Source organism: Mycobacterium kubicae (genome assembly GCF_015689175.1).
Lineage (GTDB): Bacteria > Actinomycetota > Actinomycetes > Mycobacteriales > Mycobacteriaceae > Mycobacterium > Mycobacterium kubicae.
In genome coordinates this window covers 2,083,124-2,102,421 of sequence record NZ_CP065047.1, presented here as the reverse complement: position 1 = coordinate 2,102,421, position 19,298 = coordinate 2,083,124, and the positions used below count along the sequence as shown (strand labels likewise).

Genomic DNA, 19,298 nt, shown 5'->3' with positions numbered 1-19,298 from the left:
GGAGGGGGTGGCTACTGTGGTCGGCATGAGTCGGCGCATTACCTCGGCCACGATCCTGGTCGCGGTGTCCGTGGTGCTGGCCGGCTGCGTCCCGGTCCTGGGCGCCAACCCGCGTTTCGCCACCAATTCCGGCGCGCGCCCGCAGGGCGTGCCCACCTCGACCCCCGCGCCGCACGGCCCCCCGCCGATCGCGGCACCCAAGAACGACCTGTCCTGGCGCGACTGCACGTCGCGGGTCACCTCGGACGCCGGAGTGCCCGCCGCCGCGGGCGTCAAATTGGAGTGCGCCAACTTCGACGCCGACCTGGACCCGGTCAACGGCGGCTCCGGTTCGGTCACCATCGGCGTGGTCCGGGCCCGCTCGCCCCAGACCCCGAAAGACGCCGGTCCGCTGGTCTTCACCACCGGCTCGGACGTGCCGTCGTCGACGCAGCTGCCGGTGTGGCTCGCCCACGCGGGCAGTGACGTCCTCAAGAGCCACCCCATCGTCGCGATCGACCGCCGCGGCATGGGTATGTCGAGTCCGATCGACTGCCGCGACCGCTTGGACCGCGAAGAGATGCGTGACCAGGCGCAGTTCCAGACCGGCGACGACCCGGTGGCCAATCTGTCTGACATCTCCAACACCGCCACCACCAACTGCACCGACGCCATCTCGCCGGGCGCCTCCGCCTACGACAACGGACACGCCGCCTCCGATATCGAGCGGCTGCGCAACCTGTGGGACGTCCCGGCCCTGGCCCTGGTGGGCATCGGCAACGGCGCGCAGGTGGCGTTGGCCTACGCCGGCTCTCGTCCCGACAAGGTGGCCCGGCTGATCATGGATTCGCCGGTGGCGCTGGGGGCCAGCGCCGAAGCCGCCGCAGAGCAGCAGGTCAAGGGCCAGCAGGCCGCACTCGACGCGTTCGCCGCGCAATGCGTCGCGGTCAACTGCGCACTGGGCCCCGATCCGAAGGGTGCGGTGAGCGCGCTGCTCACCGCCGCGAAGTCCAACGGGGGCGCCGACCGGGTGTCGGCGGCGTCCATCGCCAACGCGCTCACCACCGCGCTGGGCTTCCCCACCGGTGATCGCGCCGGCAACACCACCAGCCTGGCCAACGCACTGGCCGCCGCGCGCTCCGGCGACATGAACCAGCTGTCGAACCTGATCAACCGCGCCCAGGCCACCCAGGACACCGACGGACAGTTCGTCAACGACTGCAGCGACGCGATCAACCGCCCCACCCCGGACCGGGTGCGCGAGCTGGTGGTCGCCTGGGCAAAGCTGTACCCGCAGTTCGGCACGATCGCCGCCCTCAACCTGGTCAAATGCGTCCATTGGCCGACCGGTCAGCCGGCGCAAGCACCCAAAGAGCTGAAGATCGACGTGCTGTTGCTCGGTGTGCAGAACGACCCGATCGTCGGCAACGAAGGTGTCGCCGCCACAGCCGCGACGATCATCAACGCCAACGCCGCGAGCAAGCGCGTGATGTGGCAAGGGATCGGCCACGGCGCCAGCATTTATTCGTCGTGCGCGGTGCCGCCGATGGTCGGATATCTCGATTCCGGGAAACTGCCCGGCACTGACACCTACTGTCCCGCCTGACAGTTCACCGCCGATCGCGCCGGTGTACGGTGCGCTGGTGACGGCAGCTGACTCGACCAAAACGGGCTTGCGCGATTCGTTGCAGGCCGCATTCCGTCCCCGCACCAGCACACCCAGCGCGGCGACCATCCTGCGTTCCGCGCTGTGGCCGGCGGCCATCCTGTCGGTGCTGCACCGCAGCATCGTGTTGACCACAAACGGCAACATCACCGACGACTTCAAGCCGGTGTACCGCGCGGCCCTGAACTTCCGGCAGGGCTGGGACATCTACAACGAGCATTTCGATTACGTCGACCCGCACTATTTGTATCCGCCCGGCGGCACGCTGCTGATGGCGCCGTTCGGGTACCTGCCGTTCGCGCCGTCGCGCTATCTGTTCATCTCGATCAACACCGTGGCCATCCTGCTCGCCGCCTACCTGCTGCTGCGGATGTTCCATCTCGCGGTGTCCTCGGTGGCCGCACCGGCGCTGATCCTGGCCATGTTCTGCACCGAGACGGTCACCAACACGCTGGTGTTCACCAACATCAACGGCTGCATCCTGCTGCTGGAAGTGCTGTTCATCCGCTGGTTGCTGGACGGGCGGGCCAGCCGGCAGTGGTGGGCGGGGCTGGCCATCGGTCTGACGCTGGTGCTCAAACCGCTGCTCGGCCCGCTGTTGTTACTGCCGCTGCTGAACCGCCAGTGGCGGGCCCTGATCACCGCGTTGGTGATTCCCCTGGTCTTGAACTTGGCGGCGCTGCCGCTGGTGAGCGACCCGATGAACTTCTTCACCCGCACACTGCCCTACATCTTGGGCACCCGGGATTACTTCAACAGCTCGATCGAGGGCAACGGCGTCTACTTCGGCCTGCCGACCTGGCTGATCGTGTTCCTGCGGCTGCTGTTCACCGTCCTGGCCGCCGGCGCGCTGTGGCTGCTGTACCGCTACTACCGCACCCGTGACCCGTTGTTCTGGTTCACCACGTCCTCCGGTGTGCTGTTGCTGTGGTCGTGGCTGGCGTTGTCGCTGGCCCAGGGCTACTACTCGATGATGCTGTTCCCGTTCTTGATGACGGTGGTGCTGCCCAATTCGGTGATCCGCAATTGGCCGGCGTGGCTGGGCATCTACGGGTTCATGACGCTGGATCGCTGGCTGCTGTTCCACTGGATGCGCTGGGGTCGCGCGCTGGAATACCTGAAGATCACCTACGGCTGGTCGCTGCTGCTGATCGTGACGTTCACGGTGCTGTACTTCCGGTATCTGGATGCCAAGGAGGAGAACCGGTTAGACGAGGGCATCGACCCGGCGTGGCTGACGGTCAAGGGTGAGCGCGCTAGCGTGGATGCATGAGCACCCCCGACTTGTCGCGCCCCAAACTCGCACTATCCGATGACGAGTGGCGCCGGAAGCTGACTCCGGAGGAATTCCAGGTGTTGCGCCGCGCCGGCACCGAGCGGCCCTTCACCGGCGAGTACACCGACACCAAGACCGAAGGCGTTTACCAGTGTCGGGCATGCGGCGCCGAATTGTTCCGCAGCACAGAGAAATTCGAGTCGCACTGCGGCTGGCCGTCGTTCTTCGACACGGCGAACTCCGACGCGGTGATCCTGCGGTCCGACAATTCCTTGGGGATGAAGCGCACCGAGGTGTTGTGCGCCAACTGCCACAGCCATCTGGGCCACGTCTTCGAAGGCGAGGGCTACCCGACGCCGACGGACCAGCGCTACTGCATCAACTCGATTTCGCTGCGCTTGGTCCCGGCAGGCGCGTAGCCGCCACGGGGCGGGTGGGGCGAAAGTGTCAGTCCACCCGGGTGGCGTGCACTTCCCAGAACGGCGCGTGCACCCGGCCGTTGACCAACCACGGCTCCATGGCCCGGAATCGCGCCAACAATTCCTCGGATTGCTCAGCCATATCGGGATTGCGCGCGGCCATCATCTGGATTGACTCCGCGCTGATGTTGACCTGATACGTGGTCTGTCCCAGATAGGTAATCTGCCAACCGCCTAGAGGTAGCACGTCTCGAAAGTCGCTCTGCGACAACGATCGCAGCATGGTGAACCCGTTGACGTTGTGTTCGCCGAACTCGTACATGTACAGCCGCGCGCCGGGTTTGGTGGCCCGGTGCAGCGCCTGCACATAGGACTTCCGCAATTCCGGTTCGGTGCTGAAGGTGTGGTAGAAGGCGCAGTCGATGACGGTGTCGAAGCGGCCGTCGAACCCGTCGAGCTTCGTGGCGTCGGCAACCTGGAAGTCCACCGATACCCCGGCCTTGCGCGCGTTGTCGCGGGCGCGCTCGATCGCGCCCTCCGAGCCGTCGATGCCGGTGGCCGAATATCCCTTGGCCGCGTAATAGATCGCGTGGTGACCGGGTCCGGTGCCGGGGTCGAGCACCTCGCCCTTGACAGCGCCGACGGCGACAAGCTGCTGAACGACGGGCTGCGGACCGCCGATGTCCCACGGTGTCGCTGCGGGCAAGCCGTGGGAGACCCGCTCGTCGCGGTACATCTCCTCGAACCGGGTCGGGTCGGTGGGATCGAACTGAGGATTGGTCATGGCAGGGCGCTCACCAACTGCTCGACGCCCACCCGCGGCCCGGTGAAGAACGGCGTCTCCTCCCGGGTATGCCGGCGGGCGTCGGTGGCGCGCAGCTCGCGCATCAGGTCGACGATGCGGTGCAGCTCGGGAGCCTCGAAGGCCAGGAGCCACTCGTAGTCACCCAGCGCGAAGGCGGGCACCGTGTTGGCGCGCACATCCTTGTATTCGCGGGCCGCCATGCCGTGCTCGGCGAGCATGCGGCGGCGTTCCTCGTCGGGCAACAGATACCACTCATAAGAACGCACAAAGGGATACACGCAGATGTAGGCGCCGGGCTCCTCGCCGGCCAGGAACGCCGGGATGTGGCTCTTGTTGAACTCGGCCGGCCGGTGCAGCGCCACGCTGCTCCACACCGGCGTGCACGCGCGTCCCAGCGTGGTGGTGCGCCGGAAGTCGGCGTACGTGGCTTGCAGGGCTTCCACCCGCTCGGAATGGGTCCAGATCATGAAGTCGGCGTCGGCGCGCAGGCCGGCCACATCGTAGAGGCCGCGCACCACGACGCCGCGTTCCTCCTGCTGCTTGAAGAACGTGGCGGCGTCGTCGATCACGGCGTCGCGCTGGTCACCGAGCTCGCCGGGCCGCACCGAGAACACCGAGAACATCAGGTACCGAACGGTGGCGTTGAGAGCGTCGAAATCGAGGCGGGCCATGGCTTCTATCGTGCCACTTCCGCGGCCGGGCCCTGGCAGGCCTCGATGACGCTGGTGACGGCGCGGCCGGCCGCCCCGATACAGGCCGGCACGCCGATGCCGTCCAGATAGCTGCCGGCCACGCCCAGCGTCGGGGGCAGCCCGGCGCGCAGGTCGGCAACCAGAGCCGCATGACCCGGCCCGTACTGGGGCATCGCGTCGATCCAGCGCTGCACCCGCATGTCAACGGGCTCCACCGCGACACCGAACACGGTGGCCAAATCCTCGACCGCCCAGGACAGAAACTGGTCGTCCGAGGTCGTCGCCGCCACCTGGTCACCGAAGCGCCCGAAGGACAATCGGAGTAACTGCACGTCACTGGATCCGCCCCATTTGCGCGACGACAGCGTAATCGCCTTGGCGCGCAACGGCTCTCCGCTGGCCACCAGAACACCGGAGTTCTGCGGGAACGGGGTGTCGGCGGGCACCGCAAGCGCCACCACCGCCGACGAGGCGCTCACCACCCGGGCGGCAGCGGCTGCGGTGCCCGCGACGTCGAGTCCCTCGACCAGGCGCGCCAGCCGAGCCGCGGGGATCGCGAGGATCACCGCATCGGCGTGCCAGCGGGCGCCGGTGTCGTCGTGCACCACCCAACCCGGCGCCAGCTTTGTCACCGCGGCGTGCACCCACTGCAGCCGGCTGCGCCGCACCAACTCCTCGATCAGCAGCTGGTAGCCGCCGTCCAGCGCGCCGAAGACCGGGGCGCCGGTGGCCGGCGGCATGCCCTGGCGGACCGCATCGGTCAAGCTGGTCGCGCCGCGGTCCAGTGCCGCGGCCACACTCGGCGCGGCCGCGCGCAGCCCGATCGTCGCCGACGAACCGGCGTACACCCCGCTCAGCAGCGGATCCACCGACCGCGCCACGGTCTGCTCGCCGAACCGATCGGCCACCAGCTCCGCGACCGACGGGTCACTGCCCGGCTCCCATCGCAACGGGCGGCCCGGCTCGGCGTCGATGCGGGCCACGGTCTCCTCGTCGACCAGACCGGCCATCGCGGCGGCCGACGACGGGATTCCGACCACCGTGCCCGTCGGCAGCGGGTGCAATCGGCCCTGGCTGTAGATCAGGGGTCGCGCGCCGGTGGTGGTGCGCTGGCGGTCGGCCAGGCCCAGTTCGGCCAGCAGCGCAGGCATTTCCGGGCGGCGTTGCACGAAGGCTTCGGCACCCAACTCCATCGGTTGTCCCCCGACCAGGTCGGTGCGCAGCACCCCGCCGAGTCGGTCGCCCGGTTCGAACAACGTGATCCGCGCGTCGGCCCCGGCCGCCAGCCGAAGTCGATACGCCGCAGTGAGCCCCGAAATACCGCCGCCCACAACGCAATACGAAGCCGTCACAGCGAGTGCACCAACGCCACCAACTCGGTCAGTACGCCCGGGTCGGTCTCCGGCAACACCCCGTGCCCCAGGTTGAACACGTGACCGGCAGCCCCCGCGTCGACGGCTCGGCGTCCGTCGTCGACCACAGCGCGGGCCGCGCCTTCCACCGCCGGCCAGCCCGCCAGCACCACCACCGGATCGAGGTTGCCTTGCAAAGCGGTACCCGGCTGAACCCGGGTCGCGGCGTCGGCCAGCGCGGTGCGCCAGTCCACGCCGACGACGTTCGCCCCGGCCTGCGACATCGCGCTCAGCAGCTCGGCCGTGCCGACCCCGAAGTGCGTCATCGGTACGCCGTATTCGGCCAGCGTGCTGAACACCCGCGTGCTGTGTGGCAGCACGTACTGCCGATACTGCGCGAGCGACAGCGTCCCGGCCCACGAGTCGAACACTTGGATGGCGTCCACCCCGGCGTCGATCTGGCTGCGCAGAAACGCGATGGTGAGGTCGGTGAGCTTCGTCATCAACGCATGCCAACTCGCCGACTCGGCCAGCATCATCGCTTTGGTGCGGGCGTGATTGCGGCTGGGTCCGCCCTCCACCAGGTAGGACGCCAATGTGAACGGCGCACCGGCGAACCCGATCAGCGGCACCTCGCCCAGCGCCGCGACCAACAGCTCAACGGCCGCGACGATCGGCTGAATAGCTTGGCGGTCAACGGGTTTCATGGCGTCGATGGCGGCCTGGGTGCGGATCGGTTGGGCGATCACCGGTCCGACGTCGGGAACGATGTCCAGGTCGATTCCGGCGGCGCGCAGCGGAACGACGATGTCCGAAAACAAGATCGCCGCGTCGACCCCGTAGCGGCGGATCGGCTGCAGCGTGATCTCGCACGCGACCTCGGGTTCGAAGCAGGCCGCCAACATGCTGTGCCGCTCGCGCAGCGCCCGGTATTCGGGCAGCGAGCGACCCGCCTGCCGCATGAACCAGACGGGGATACGGCTGGGCTTACGGCCGGCGACGGCGGCCAGATACGGCGACTGGGAAAGGTCGCGACGATTGCTCATTGGCTTCAATGCTGCCACGAGGCGTCAGCGGCACCTGCGTAACATCGACCCGGTGCCACTCTCCTACGACGACTTCCCGAGCCTGCGCTGCGAACCGCACGACAACGGCGTGCTCGAGGTGGTTCTGGACGCTCCCGGGCTGAACTCGGTCGGACCCCAGATGCACCAAGACCTAGCCGACATCTGGCCGGTGATCGACCGCGACCCGGCCGTGCGGGTGGTCCTCGTCCGCGGTGAAGGTAAAGCGTTCTCCTCCGGTGGCAGCTTCGATCTCATCGAGGAGACGATGGGCGACTTCGAGGGCCGCATTCGCATCATGCGGGAGGCCCGCGATCTGGTGCTCAACCTGGTCAACTTCGACAAACCGATGGTGTCGGCGATTCGCGGGCCCGCGGTCGGCGCCGGCCTGGTGGTGGCGTTGCTGTCCGACATCTCGGTCGCGGGCCGAAACGCCAAGATCATCGACGGCCACACCAAACTCGGGGTGGCCGCCGGCGATCACGCCGCCATCTGCTGGCCGCTGCTGGTGGGCATGGCCAAGGCCAAGTACTACCTGCTGACCTGCGAAACGCTGTCCGGCGAGGAAGCCGAACGGATCGGGCTGGTGTCGACCTGCGTGGACGACGACGAGGTGCTGGCCACCGCGACGCAGCTGGCCGAGAAGCTGGCTCAGGGCGCGCAGACCGCCATTCGCTGGACCAAACGCAGCCTCAACCACTGGTACCGCATGTTCGGTCCTACCTTCGAGACGTCGCTTGGTTTGGAGTTCATCGGTTTCAGCGGGCCCGACGTCCGAGAAGGCCTGGCAGCCCACCGGGAGAAGCGCCCAGCACGGTTTATTGACGGCCCCGACAGCTAGCGGTGGTTCGGCGCGCCTGATTACCCGCGTCGGAGGATGGCGCTACCGTCGGTGGTTGTGACCCGCCCCGACGACCCTGCTGAGCGCAGCGATGAGGAGGAGCGGCGCTCATGACTTCTACGGAACCGGCTCCTTTCCGGGAGGCGGTAGCGGCGATGAATGCCGTGACCGTCCGGCCCGAGATCGAGCTCGGCCCCATTCGTCCACCTCAGCGGCTCGCGCCGTACAGCTACGCGCTGGGAGCCGAGGTCAAGCATCCCGACCTCGACATCGTCCCGGAGCGCTCTGAAGGTGACGCCTTCGGCCGGCTGATTCTGCTGTACGACCCGGACGGCTCCGACGCGTGGGACGGCACCATCCGCCTGGTCGCCTACGTGCAGGCCGATTTGGACTCCCACGAGGCGATCGACCCGCTGCTGCCCGAGGTGGCGTGGAGCTGGCTGGTCGAGGCTTTGGAGTCCCGCACCGAACAGGTGACGGCGCTGGGCGGCACGGTCACCGCGACCACGTCGGTGCGTTATGGGGACATCTCCGGGCCCCCGCGCGCGCACCAGCTGGAGCTGCGGGCGTCGTGGACGGCGACCACGCCCGACGTCTCCAGCCATGTCGAAGCGTTCTGCGGGGTGCTCGAGCATGCCGCGGGTCTGCCGCCGGCCGGCGTCGTCGACCTGGGCTCGCGGTCACGGGCCTGATGGGTGGACCGGAGGCCAATCCGCCGGACAGCACGGAGAGCACGGAAAGCGCCGAAAGCGCGCCGGCCACTCCTGTCCCACTCGTCCACCCGGCCGACGGGATACCGGCCCTCTCGGTCAGCGCACGCCAGATCGAGGCGGCTGCCGCACTGCTCGACCGCGGACATGGGCCCTTCGCGGTGGACGCCGAACGGGCGTCGGGCTTTCGCTACTCCAACCGGGCCTATTTGATCCAGATCCGGCGGGCCGGGGCGGGCACTGTGCTGATCGACCCGGTCAGCCACGGCGGTGATGGGCCGACAGTGTTGGCTCCGGTCGCCGAGGTGTTGGCCAAAGACGAGTGGATTCTGCATTCCGCCGATCAGGATCTGCCGTGCCTGGCCGAGGTCGGCATGTACCCGCCAGCGCTGTATGACACCGAGTTGGCCGGCCGCTTGGCCGGATTCGAACGGGTGAACCTGGCCACCATGGTCGAGCGGCTGCTGGGTTTCGGGTTGGCCAAAGGACATGGTGCCGCTGACTGGTCCAAGCGCCCGCTGCCGATCGAGTGGCTCAACTACGCGGCCCTGGACGTCGAACTGCTCATCGAGTTACGCGCGGCGATCGCTGCGGTGTTGGCCGAGCAAGGCAAAAGTGATTGGGCCGCACAGGAATTCGAGTATCTGCGCACCGCCATTCCGGCGGCCGCCCGCAAAGACCGCTGGCGGCGAACGTCGGGTATCCACCGCGTCCATGACCGGCGCGGCTTGGCGGCAGTGCGCGAGCTGTGGACCATGCGCGACCGCATCGCCCAGCGCCGCGACATTGCGCCCCGAAGGATCCTGCCCGACTCCGCCATCGTCGACGCCGCCCTCGCCGATCCCAAGTCCGTGGCGGATCTTGTCGCGCTGCCGGTGTTCGGCGGGCGCAATCAGCGGCGCAGCGCGGCGATGTGGCTATCGGCGCTGGAAGCGGCCCGCCAAAATCAGCACCCACCGGACGAGGGCGAGCCGGCCACCACGCCGCCACCACCGGCGCGGTGGGGCCGGCGCAAACCCGAAGCGGCCGCCCGGCTGGAGGCGGCGCGCGCCGCCCTGGCGAAGGTGTCGCAACGGGTGACCGTGCCGACGGAGAATCTGGTCTCACCGGATCTGGTGCGACGGCTGTGTTGGGACTGGGACTCGGTGCACGACGGCGACGCCGAACAGGCGGTGGCCGAGTACTTGCGGGCCGGTCAAGCGCGACCGTGGCAACGCGAACTCGTGGTGTCGCCGTTGGCCACGGCGCTATCGCAGGCCGCCAATGTCGCCACCGATGTTCCCACCGACGACTAGTCGAGCGGCTCCCGCAGCTCCGCTTCGGAATCGGTCACCGAAGATCCAAGCGCCGCAACCCATCCCGTGATTCGGCGGGCGACATCCTGATCGGTCAGCCCGAGCCCGGCGAGCACTTCTCCGCGCGATGCATGCTCGAAGAAATCCTGCGGCAGCCCCACGTCGCGGCATGGCACGTCCACCTCGGCGCGGCGCAGCGCCGCCGACACGGCCGACCCGACGCCGCCGTTGACGCCGTTGTCTTCCAATGTCACCAGCAGCTTGTGCTGCTCGGCCAGTTCGCGCACCGCGTCGGAGACCGGCAGCACCCAGCGGGGATCGATCACCGTCACGCCGATGCCCTGGTTGTGCAGCCGCTTGGCGACCGCCAAGGCCATCGACGCGAACGCGCCCACCGCCACCAGCAGGACATCGTGGTTCAAGCCGCCAGCCGGTACGGCCAGGATGTCGACGCCGTCGCGCCGTTCCAGGGCTGGAATGTCTTCGCCCACATCGCCTTTGGGGAATCGCAGCGCCGTGGGTCCGTCGTCGATGTCGAGCGCTTCACCGAGTTCTTCCCGCAGGCGCGTGCCGTCGCGGGGCGCGGCTACGCGCATGCCGGGCACGATGCCGAGCATGGACAGATCCCACATGCCGTTGTGGCTGGGGCCGTCGGAGCCGGTGACCCCGGCCCGGTCCAGCACCATGGTGACCGGCAGCTTGTGCAGCGCCACGTCCATAATGATCTGGTCGAACGCCCGGTTCAGGAACGTGGAGTAGATCGCCACGACGGGGTGCAGGCCGCCCATGGCCAAACCGGCCGCCGACGTCAGCGCATGTTGTTCGGCGATGCCGACGTCGAACAACCGGTCCGGGAAGCGCTGCCCGAACGCGGTGAGCCCGGTGGGGCCGGGCATGGCCGCGGTGATGGCGACGATGTCACGCCGCCGCTGGGCATAGCCGATCAGCGCGTCGGAGAAGGTGGCCGTCCAGCCCGGGCCGGCGATCGTGGTGACTTCGCCGGTCAGCGGGTTGATCGGGACCGTGGAGTGCATCTGTTCGGCTTCGTCGGCTTCGGCCGGGGCGTAACCCATCCCCTTGCGTGTGACGACGTGCACGATCACTGGGCCGCCGAAGCCGCGCGCGCTGCGCAACGCGACCTCGACCGCGCGTTCGTCGTGGCCGTCGACCGGGCCGACGTATTTCAACCCCAGGTCGGTGAACAGCAACTGCGGGGACAACGAATCCTTGATGCCGGCTTTGACGCTGTGCATCAGGTGGTAGCAGACCTCGCCCACCACCGGAACGGAGCGCACGACGTCGCGCCCGCGCTCCAGCAATTGTTCGTAGGCCGGTTGCAGCCGCAAGGTGGCCAGGTGGTTGGCGACCCCGCCGATGGTGGGTGCGTAGCTGCGGCCGTTGTCGTTGACGACGATGACGACCGGACGATGCGATGCGGCGATGTTGTTGAGCGCCTCCCAGCACATGCCGCCGGTGAGCGCGCCGTCGCCGACGACGGCGACCACGTGCCGGTTGCGGTGCCCGGTCAGCTCGAACGCCTTGGCCAGTCCGTCGGCGTAGGACAGCGCGGCGCTGGCGTGGCTGGATTCCACCCAGTCGTGCTCGCTCTCGGTGCGCGACGGGTAGCCCGACAGGCCGCCCTTTTTGCGCAGCGTTTCGAAGTCTTGGCAGCGGCCGGTCAACATCTTGTGCACGTAGGCCTGGTGGCCGGTGTCGAAGACGATCGGGTCGTGCGGAGAATCGAACACTCGGTGCAGCGCCAGCGTCAGTTCGACGACGCCCAGGTTCGGACCCAGGTGTCCCCCCGTGGCGGCGACCTTGTGGATCAGGAACTCGCGGATCTCCTGAGCCAGGTCGCGTAGCTGCCGTTGGGAAAGGTGCTGCAGATCGGCGGGTCCGCGGATCTGTTCCAGCATCTCGTCAGTCTACGCAGCGCGCGCAAGTGGACAGGTCGCAGCGGCGGCGGTCGGTAACTGACCACAACCGGCTACGAGGAGCCGAACAGGTCGGCAAGCGTGTCGTGAAGTTCCGGGTCTGCCAATATGACGACCTCGTCGCCGGCTTGCAGTTCGGTGTCGCCGCGCACCGCCACCAGCCCGGTCGTGCGCACGATGATGCTGACCCAGATGTCACCGACACGCTCACCCAAGCTCTCGACCGTGCACCCCTGGGCAGCAGAACCTGGGGCGACGCTGAAGCGATGGACCCCTTCGGGTTCGTCCGCGAGCCGGACCCCGATCTGCCATGGCTGGGTCTCCACGGTCCGCATGGGCAGTTGCAGGAGCTTGGCGACGCCGGGCACCGAGCTGCCCTGCACCAGCACAGAGAAGATGACGACGACCACCACGATGCCGTACAGGCGCTCGGCGTCGGAGACGTGCGCGGCACGCAGAAACTCGCCGAGCAGGATCGGCACCGCCCCCTTGAGACCGGCGAACAGGATGAACAAGCGTTCGTTGCGCCGCAGTTGCACACCCACCAGGCAGGCGCTCACCGCCAGCGGACGAATCAGCGCCGTGAGGCCCACGCCGAGGATGAGCCCAGGAACCCAGACGTCGGGATGAGCAAGCATGCGGAGGTCGACGGTCAAGCCGAGAACGGCGAACGCGACGATCTCGGCCAGCCCGGCCAGGGCGGCGTGGAAGCGCTTGATCTCGGGCTTGTAGGGCGCGCGAGCGTCGCCGATCATGATGCCCGCGACGAACACCGCCAAGAAGCCGGAGCCGTGCGCCAGGGTGGCGATGCCGTACAACATCAGGGCGCATGCCAGCGTCCGCAGCGCGTAGAGGCCTTCGCTGGGCAATGCCACGCGCCGCATGAACGCCAGCAGCATTCGGCCGCCGAGCACGCCGACAACCGCACCGATAATCATTTGCAGCAGGAATTGCGTTCCCACGTCGATGAATCCGGCAGTGCTGAGACCGCCGGCGGCGATCAGGCCGGCCATCAAGGAGATGCCAACCGGATCGTTGGTGCCGGACTCACCCTCCAGGATCGTGCTGCTGCGGCCGGCGATCTCACGTTTGCCCAGAACAGAGAACACAACGGCAGGATCGGTGGGAGCCACCGCCGTGGCCACGAGCACCGCGAGATACCAGCTGATTCCGCACGCATAGTGCAGCAGCAAGGCGGCGCCGCCGGCGACCACACCGGTTGCCACGACGCCGACCGACAGGATGGGGACTGCTGCCGCGCGGAAGCGGGATACACCGATGTGCATGCCTCCGTCGAACAGCACCAGCACCAGCGCGATGGTGAGCACCCGCTCCACCGTCCGCTCAGAAGGCGGTTGTACGACGGGCACGGCGTGCACGGCCACGGCGGCTCCGACCAGAACCAGCACAGCCACCGGCACCTTCACCCGCTCGGTGAGCCGGTTCGCCAGCACTGCAACCAAACCGACGGCACTGCAGAACAAGACGATCAGCGCGTATCGGGCAGTCTCGTTCACGTTATCGGCCCATGCTCACCACAAACGTGGTCGACTGGCCACACACCCGCGGTCGTGGACCGTTGTTCAGTGGTAGGCACCAGAGCCTTTCGATCGGTCGACAAAGACATCGCCGACCAGACTTCCCGGCACTCCGCGACGGAGTCTAACCTTTCGCAGGACGTCCGTCGCGCTGGTGGTGCAGTACTTGCGCTCCGGCAGGTGGTTTCCTAGCGAATCAGCAGCGCAATGCATTCCACGTGATGAGTCAGCGGAAAGGCGTCGAAGACCGTCAGCTCTTCGACGGCGTAACCATGGCCGAGGTAGAGTCCGATGTCACGGGCGAAAGCGGCTGCCTCACAACCGATGTGGATGATGCGCGGCACGTTCGCCGCAGCCAGTAGGTCGATGACTTCCCGGCCGGCACCCGCGCGGGGAGGGTCGAGCACCGCGATGTCGGCGCTGGTCGGTTCCGCTGCTACCGCGCGGCGCACCGAATCGGTGACGACGTGAACCTGCGGTAGATCTTGCAGCGCCGCCCGCGCGGCACCGGAGGCCCCGCGGGACGTGTCGACGCTGAGCACTCGGCCGGACTCCCCCACCGCCGTTGCCAGTACCGCCGCGAAAATGCCTGCGCCGCCGTACAAGTCCCACGCTATCCCGCCGGCGGCCGGCTGCGCCCAGTGGGCCAGCACCTCGCTGTACACCGTCGCGGCATCGCGGTGTGCCTGCCAGAAAGCGGTCACCGGTAGCCGCCAGCTGCGCGGGCCCACCCGCTGCACCGCGTGATAGTTGCCCTCCTCGACCTGGGTCACCGTCCGCTTGCCGTGGCGCACGGTGCGCACTACGTGACGCTGATCGTCGTCGTCGACCACCACATGCAGGGCGGCGCCGGGCGGCCGGTCCTGTTCCGGCAACCCGTCGAGCATGCCGTCGGGCAGCTGCGCGCAGTACAAATCCGTCACCAACTCGTCGCTGTGATAGCGGTGAAATCCCGGGCGCCGATCAGCTCCCACATCCAAGCGCACCCGGGTTCGCCACCCCGTGGGGCCGGTCTGCGAAAGCGGTTGGGCGGCACCGGCCCAGTGATAGCCGCCGAGCCGTTCAAGCTGGTTGGCCACCACTTCGCCCTTGAGCTTGCGAACCGCCTCCGGGTCGGCGAACGCCAAGTCACAACAGCCGGCGCCGTCCACCCCGGCGATCGGGCACAGCGGCTCGATGCGGTCCGGCGACGGGTCGAGCACCTCCAAAGCTTCTGCGTGCCAATAGGATCCACGTTCGGCGGTGACGCGTGCCCGCACCCGCTCCCCGGGCAGCGCGTATCGGACGAAGACCACCCGGCCGTCGTGGTGCGCCACGCAGCTGCCGCCGTTGGCAGGTGCGCCGGTGACCAACGTCAGATCCTCGCGCACGGCTGCGCGATTCAATCGAAGATGCCTCGCCGTGCGTCGCCGGGAGCCGCATGGGGCTGCAACGTCTTGATTCGCTCCGACGAAGTCAATTGCCAGGGAACCGAAGTCACCATCACTCCGGGCATGAACAGCAGGCGGCCCTTGAGCCGCAGCGCACTTTGGTTGTGCAGCAACTGCTCCCACCAGCGGCCCACCACGTACTCGGGGATGAACACCGTCACCACGGTGCGTGGGGACTCCTTACTGACCCGTTTGACGTAGTCGAGCACCGGTCGGGTGATCTCACGGTATGGGGAGGCGATCACCTTCAGCGGCACGCTGATGTCGCTTTCCTCCCACTTGTGCACCAGTTCACGGGTTTCGGCGTCGTCGACGCTGACCGTGACGGCCTCGAGCACGTCCGGCCGGGTGGCGCGCGCGTAAGCCAGGGCACGCAGCGTCGGCAGATGCAGTTTGGACACCAGCACCAAGGCATGGTTGCGGCTGGGCAACACCACCTCGTTGTCGTGGGCGTCGGCCTGATCCGCGAGTTCACGCGTGACCCCGTCGTAGTGGCGCCGGATCAGCTTCATCACCATGAACAGCCCGGCCATGGTGACCACCGCGATCCACGCGCCGGCGAGGAACTTGGTCACCATCACCACCAGCAGCACCGCGCCGGTCGCGAGGAAACCGATGGTGTTGACCACCCGGGAGCGCATCATCCGCCGACGCGCCGACGGGTCGGTTTCGGTGCGCAGCAGCCGGGTCCAGTGCCGCACCATGCCGATCTGACTCAGCGTGAACGAAATGAACACGCCGACGATGTAGAGCTGAATCAAGGCCGACAGCTCCGCGCGGAACGCGATGATCGCCAGCAGCGCCGACAGCGACAGGAAGCCGATGCCATTGGAGAACGCCAACCGGTCACCACGAGTGTGCAGCTGACGAGGCAGGTAGCTGTGCTGCGCCAGCACCGAGCCGAGCACCGGGAACCCGTTGAACGCCGTGTTGGCGGCCAGCACCAAGATCAGCGCGGTGACCGCGGTGATCAACACGAAGCCGATGTGGAAGCTGCCGAACACCGTCTGCGCCAGCTGCGTGACCAGCGTTTTCTGGTAGTAGTTCGGCGGGGCGCCGGAAAGCTGGGTGGCCGGGTCGTCGACGAGCTGAACGCCGATCTTCTTGGACAACAAGATGATGCCCATCAACAGGGTCACCGCGATGCCACCCAGCAACAGCAGCGTGGTGGCGGCGTTGCGCGACTTCGGCTTTTCGAAAGCCGGCACGCCGTTGCTGATCGCCTCCACACCGGTCAAGGCCGCACAGCCCGACGAGAACGACCGGGCCACCAGAAACACCAGCGCGAAGCCGAGCACCTTGCCGTGCTCGGAATGCATTTGGAAGTTCGCGGATTCCGCCCGCAGCGGGTTACCCAGCACGAAGATCCGGATGAACCCCCAGCCGAGCATCACGATCACCCCGACGATGAACGCGTAGGTGGGAATGGCGAACGCCAGTCCCGATTCCCGCACCCCACGCAGGTTCATCGCCGTCACCAGCAAGATCGCCGCGACACAGAACCACACCTTGTGCTGGGCCACGACCGGGATGGCCGAGCCGATATTGGACATCGCCGATGCCGTCGAAACGGCAACGGTGAGCACGTAATCCACCATCAGGGCGCTGGCCACCGTCAACCCCGCATTGGCGCCCAGGTTGGTGGTCACCACCTCGTAGTCACCGCCGCCGGACGGGTAGGCGTGCACGTTCTGCCGGTAGCTGGCCACCACCACCAACATCACCGCGGCCACCGCCAGGCCGATCCAGGGCGTCAGGGTGTAGGCCGCCAGGCCGCCCACCGACAGCGTCAGGAAGACTTCCTCCGGGGCGTAGGCCACCGAGGACAGCGCGTCCGAAGCAAACACCGGCAAGGCGATGCGCTTCGGCAGCAACGTGTGGCTCAGCCGGTCGCTACGAAATGGCTGCCCAATGAGCAGTCGGCGCGCAGCGGTTGAAAGTTTGGACACGAGAGCCAAGAGTAAGCCCACGGGCGTTTGACGGTAGCGTTCCCTAGGCGAGAACCTGCCGATCCAGTAACGAGGCGCAGCAACAGCCGAAAGGACCTCAAGTGCGGGTGGTTGTGATGGGGTGCGGCCGGGTCGGGTCCTCGGTGGCCGACGGGCTGTCCCGGATAGGCCATGACGTCGCCGTGATCGACCGTGACAGCGCCGCCTTCAATCGGCTCAGCCCGGAGTTTGCCGGCGAACGGGTGCTGGGTCAGGGTTTCGACCGAGATGTGCTGTTGCGCGCCGGGATCGAGGGCGCTGACGCGTTCGCCGCGGTGTCCTCGGGTGACAACTCCAACATCATCTCGGCGCGGCTGGCCCGGGAGACGTTCGGGGTGCGGCGCGTTGTTGCCCGCATCTACGACGCCAAGCGCGCCGAGGTCTATGAACGCCTCGGCATTCCAACCATCGCCACCGTGCCCTGGACCACCGACCGGTTACTCAACGCGCTGACCCAGGAGACGGAAACCGCCAAGTGGCGAGATCCGACCGGGACGGTCGCCGTCGCGCAGGTGGTCCTGCACGAGGACTGGGTGGGGCACCGCGCGACCGAGCTCGAGCAGGCCACCGGCGCCCGCGTGGCGTTCTTGATCCGGTTCGGCACGGGGGTGCTGCCGGAGCCGAAGACCATCCTGCAGGCCGGTGATCAGGTCTATATCGCCGCGATATCGGGCCGCGCGGCCGAGGCGGTGGCCATTGCCGCGCTGCCGCCCAGTGAGGATTTGGACAAATGAAGCCCGCCGATGACGAAGACGCCGGCGTAGCCGGGGTCACGGGGGTACCGCCCGCTTGCGGGGGAGAGTGGCGCAAATGAAGCCCGCCGATGACGAAGACGCCGGCGTAGCCGGGGTCAAGGAGTGGCGCAAATGAAGGTAGCTGTCGCCGGCGCGGGGGCCGTCGGGCGCTCGGTCACCCGGGAACTGGTAGCCAACTCCCATGACGTGACGCTCATCGAGCGCAATCCCGAGCACCTGGACACCGACGCCATCCCGGCCGCGCACTGGCTGCTGGGCGACGCCTGCGAGCTGAGCCTGCTGGAATCGGCGCACCTGGAGGATTTCGACGTCGTGGTCGCCGCGACCGGTGACGACAAGGTCAACGTGGTGCTCAGCCTGCTGGCCAAGACCGAATTCGCGGTGCCGCGGGTGGTGGCCCGGGTCAACGACCCCCGCAACGAGTGGCTGTTCACCGATGCGTGGGGCGTCGACGTGGCGGTGTCGACACCGCGCATGCTTGCCTCACTGATCGAGGAGGCGGTGGCCGTCGGGGATCTGGTGCGGCTGATGGAGTTCCGCAAGGGTCAGGCCAACCTGGTGGAGATCACCCTGCCCGACGACACGCCCTGGGGCGGCAAGCCGGTGCGCAAGCTACAGCTGCCGCGCGACGCCGCGCTGGTGACCATTCTGCGGGGCTCGCGGGTGATCGTGCCCGAGGGCGATGAGCCACTGGAAGGTGGCGACGAATTGCTTTTCGTCGCGGTCACCGAGGTCGAAGAGGAACTGCGAAAGCTGTTGCTGCCCACGCCCTGATCGGCGGTGCGTTGACGGCTTTCAGTGTGTCGTCAGGGCGGCCAAACGGCCGGATCCCCGCCGCACACTCACACTCGAGGCCGTCAGTACCCGCTCGCCGGCTATTCGCGCGCGGTGTCCGTCTCCACCGTCTCCACCGGCTCGGCCGCGACTGGGTCGGCCGGAGCGACCCGCTGCACGGCCTTGATCGCGGCGTAGGTGACCAAGGCGGCCAACGCGGTCAGCGGCCAGCCCATGCCGATACGCGCCACGCCCAGCCAACCGGTTTCGTTGGAGTCGTAGAAGTGTCGCTGCACGACGAACCGCGCGACGAACACCAGCGTCCAGCACAGCGTGGCGACGTCGAAGGCGTACACCGCCCGGGGCACCGCACGCCAGCCCCGGTGGTTGCCACTGATCCAGGCGTAGAGGTAACCGACCACGGGCCGGCGGATCACCACCGAGACCGCGAACACGACCGCCCACACCAGCGACATCCAAATGCCCAGCAAGAAATAGCCCTTGGATTGCCCCAGCAGGTAAGCCACCAGCGCGCAGATCGCAACGCCGAAGAACCCCGACACCGCCGGTTGCACCGATTCGCGACGAATCAGCCGCCAGACCAGGACCAGCGCGGCCGCGCCCAGGGCACTGGCGATCGCCGGAATCAGTCCGGCGGCGCTGGAGATGATTACGAAGATCACGACGGGCAGCGACGAATAGATAAGGCCGCTCACCCCGCCGGCTTGGGCGAGTAGCCGCTCGGCGCTGGTGCGGTTAGCGTTCACGGCCGAAGCGTAA

At 67.7% G+C, this 19,298-nt stretch carries 16 protein-coding genes and 1 pseudogene; 8 read left to right on the top strand and 9 right to left on the bottom strand.

Features of this window, described 5'->3' with window-relative positions; translation table 11 throughout:
* Positions 1-7 precede the first annotated feature (7 nt).
* From I2456_RS10050 to msrB, 3 genes are read left to right on the top strand one after another with little or no spacing between them, the layout of a single operon-like run.
* Positions 8-1,585 carry an alpha/beta fold hydrolase gene (locus I2456_RS10050; protein ID WP_139823053.1) on the top strand — a complete coding sequence of 526 codons (1,578 nt, stop codon included), beginning with the start codon at positions 8-10 and terminating at the stop codon, positions 1,583-1,585.
* A 22-nt stretch (positions 1,586-1,607) separates the two neighbouring features.
* Entirely contained in the window at positions 1,608-2,918 is a 1,311-nt protein-coding gene (gene aftC / locus I2456_RS10045) for an arabinofuranan 3-O-arabinosyltransferase (RefSeq protein WP_085073200.1), read from the top strand.
* A gap of 11 nt (positions 2,919-2,929) precedes the next feature.
* Positions 2,930-3,340 carry a peptide-methionine (R)-S-oxide reductase MsrB gene (gene msrB, locus I2456_RS10040; protein ID WP_163703852.1) on the top strand — a complete coding sequence of 137 codons (411 nt, stop codon included), beginning with the start codon at positions 2,930-2,932 and terminating at the stop codon, positions 3,338-3,340.
* Between the two features lie 28 nt (positions 3,341-3,368).
* Here the strand turns inward: msrB and I2456_RS10035 are convergent, their stop codons facing one another.
* From I2456_RS10035 to hemE, 4 genes are read right to left on the bottom strand one after another with little or no spacing between them, the layout of a single operon-like run.
* Positions 3,369-4,124, bottom strand: a complete 756-nt coding sequence (locus I2456_RS10035) for a class I SAM-dependent methyltransferase (protein ID WP_085073202.1) — start codon at positions 4,122-4,124, stop codon at positions 3,369-3,371.
* Positions 4,121-4,816 (bottom strand): hydrogen peroxide-dependent heme synthase, encoded by a 696-nt coding sequence (hemQ, locus tag I2456_RS10030; RefSeq protein ID WP_068025565.1) that lies wholly within the window; start codon positions 4,814-4,816, stop codon positions 4,121-4,123. Before hemQ ends, I2456_RS10035 begins: the two co-directional genes overlap by 4 nt.
* A gap of 5 nt (positions 4,817-4,821) precedes the next feature.
* A complete protein-coding gene (locus tag I2456_RS10025) occupies positions 4,822-6,189 on the bottom strand; it encodes a protoporphyrinogen oxidase (protein ID WP_082952043.1) in 1,368 nt (455 codons plus the stop codon).
* Positions 6,186-7,235, bottom strand: coding sequence for a uroporphyrinogen decarboxylase (gene hemE, locus I2456_RS10020; RefSeq protein ID WP_068025559.1), 1,050 nt, complete (start codon positions 7,233-7,235; stop codon positions 6,186-6,188). Before hemE ends, I2456_RS10025 begins: the two co-directional genes overlap by 4 nt.
* Positions 7,236-7,287: 52 nt before the next feature.
* On the opposite strand from hemE, the gene I2456_RS10015 reads away from it, so the two are divergent.
* The 3 genes and pseudogenes from I2456_RS10015 (at position 7,288) to I2456_RS10005 (ending at position 10,099) form a co-directional block, all read left to right on the top strand.
* Positions 7,288-8,094: an enoyl-CoA hydratase/isomerase family protein gene (locus I2456_RS10015; protein WP_139823054.1), complete on the top strand. Its 807-nt coding sequence runs from the start codon at positions 7,288-7,290 to the stop codon at positions 8,092-8,094.
* Positions 8,095-8,130: 36 nt separating this feature from the next.
* Positions 8,131-8,786: pseudogene (locus tag I2456_RS10010) on the top strand (DUF3000 domain-containing protein).
* Positions 8,786-10,099, top strand: coding sequence for a ribonuclease D (locus I2456_RS10005; protein ID WP_085073203.1), 1,314 nt, complete (start codon positions 8,786-8,788; stop codon positions 10,097-10,099). Before I2456_RS10010 ends, I2456_RS10005 begins: the two are co-directional and overlap by 1 nt.
* Here I2456_RS10005 and dxs read toward each other — a convergent pair.
* The 4 genes from dxs to I2456_RS09985 all read right to left on the bottom strand — a co-directional run bounded on the left by dxs (position 10,096) and on the right by I2456_RS09985 (position 16,950).
* On the bottom strand, positions 10,096-12,015 hold the full coding sequence (dxs, locus tag I2456_RS10000; RefSeq protein WP_085073204.1) for a 1-deoxy-D-xylulose-5-phosphate synthase: 1,920 nt from the start codon (positions 12,013-12,015) through the stop codon (positions 10,096-10,098). The genes I2456_RS10005 and dxs overlap by 4 nt on opposite strands.
* A 71-nt stretch (positions 12,016-12,086) precedes the next feature.
* Positions 12,087-13,550, bottom strand: coding sequence for a cation:proton antiporter domain-containing protein (locus tag I2456_RS09995; protein ID WP_085073205.1), 1,464 nt, complete (start codon positions 13,548-13,550; stop codon positions 12,087-12,089).
* Between the two features lie 209 nt (positions 13,551-13,759).
* A complete protein-coding gene (locus tag I2456_RS09990; RefSeq protein ID WP_139823055.1) occupies positions 13,760-14,956 on the bottom strand; it encodes a class I SAM-dependent RNA methyltransferase in 1,197 nt (398 codons plus the stop codon).
* Positions 14,953-16,950, bottom strand: a complete 1,998-nt coding sequence (locus tag I2456_RS09985; protein ID WP_068025538.1) for an APC family permease — start codon at positions 16,948-16,950, stop codon at positions 14,953-14,955. The genes I2456_RS09990 and I2456_RS09985 overlap by 4 nt, the downstream gene beginning before the upstream one ends.
* 101 nt (positions 16,951-17,051) lie before the next feature.
* Here I2456_RS09985 and I2456_RS09980 point away from each other — a divergent pair, with 101 nt between their 5' ends.
* Both I2456_RS09980 and I2456_RS09975 read left to right on the top strand, forming a co-directional pair.
* Positions 17,052-17,723, top strand: coding sequence for a potassium channel family protein (locus I2456_RS09980; protein ID WP_116645718.1), 672 nt, complete (start codon positions 17,052-17,054; stop codon positions 17,721-17,723).
* 132 nt (positions 17,724-17,855) lie between these two features.
* Positions 17,856-18,518 (top strand): potassium channel family protein, encoded by a 663-nt coding sequence (locus tag I2456_RS09975; RefSeq protein ID WP_068025533.1) that lies wholly within the window; start codon positions 17,856-17,858, stop codon positions 18,516-18,518.
* A gap of 101 nt (positions 18,519-18,619) precedes the next feature.
* Here the strand turns inward: I2456_RS09975 and I2456_RS09970 are convergent, their stop codons facing one another.
* Positions 18,620-19,285 (bottom strand): DUF3159 domain-containing protein, encoded by a 666-nt coding sequence (locus I2456_RS09970; protein ID WP_085073206.1) that lies wholly within the window; start codon positions 19,283-19,285, stop codon positions 18,620-18,622.
* Positions 19,286-19,298: the final 13 nt, after the last annotated feature.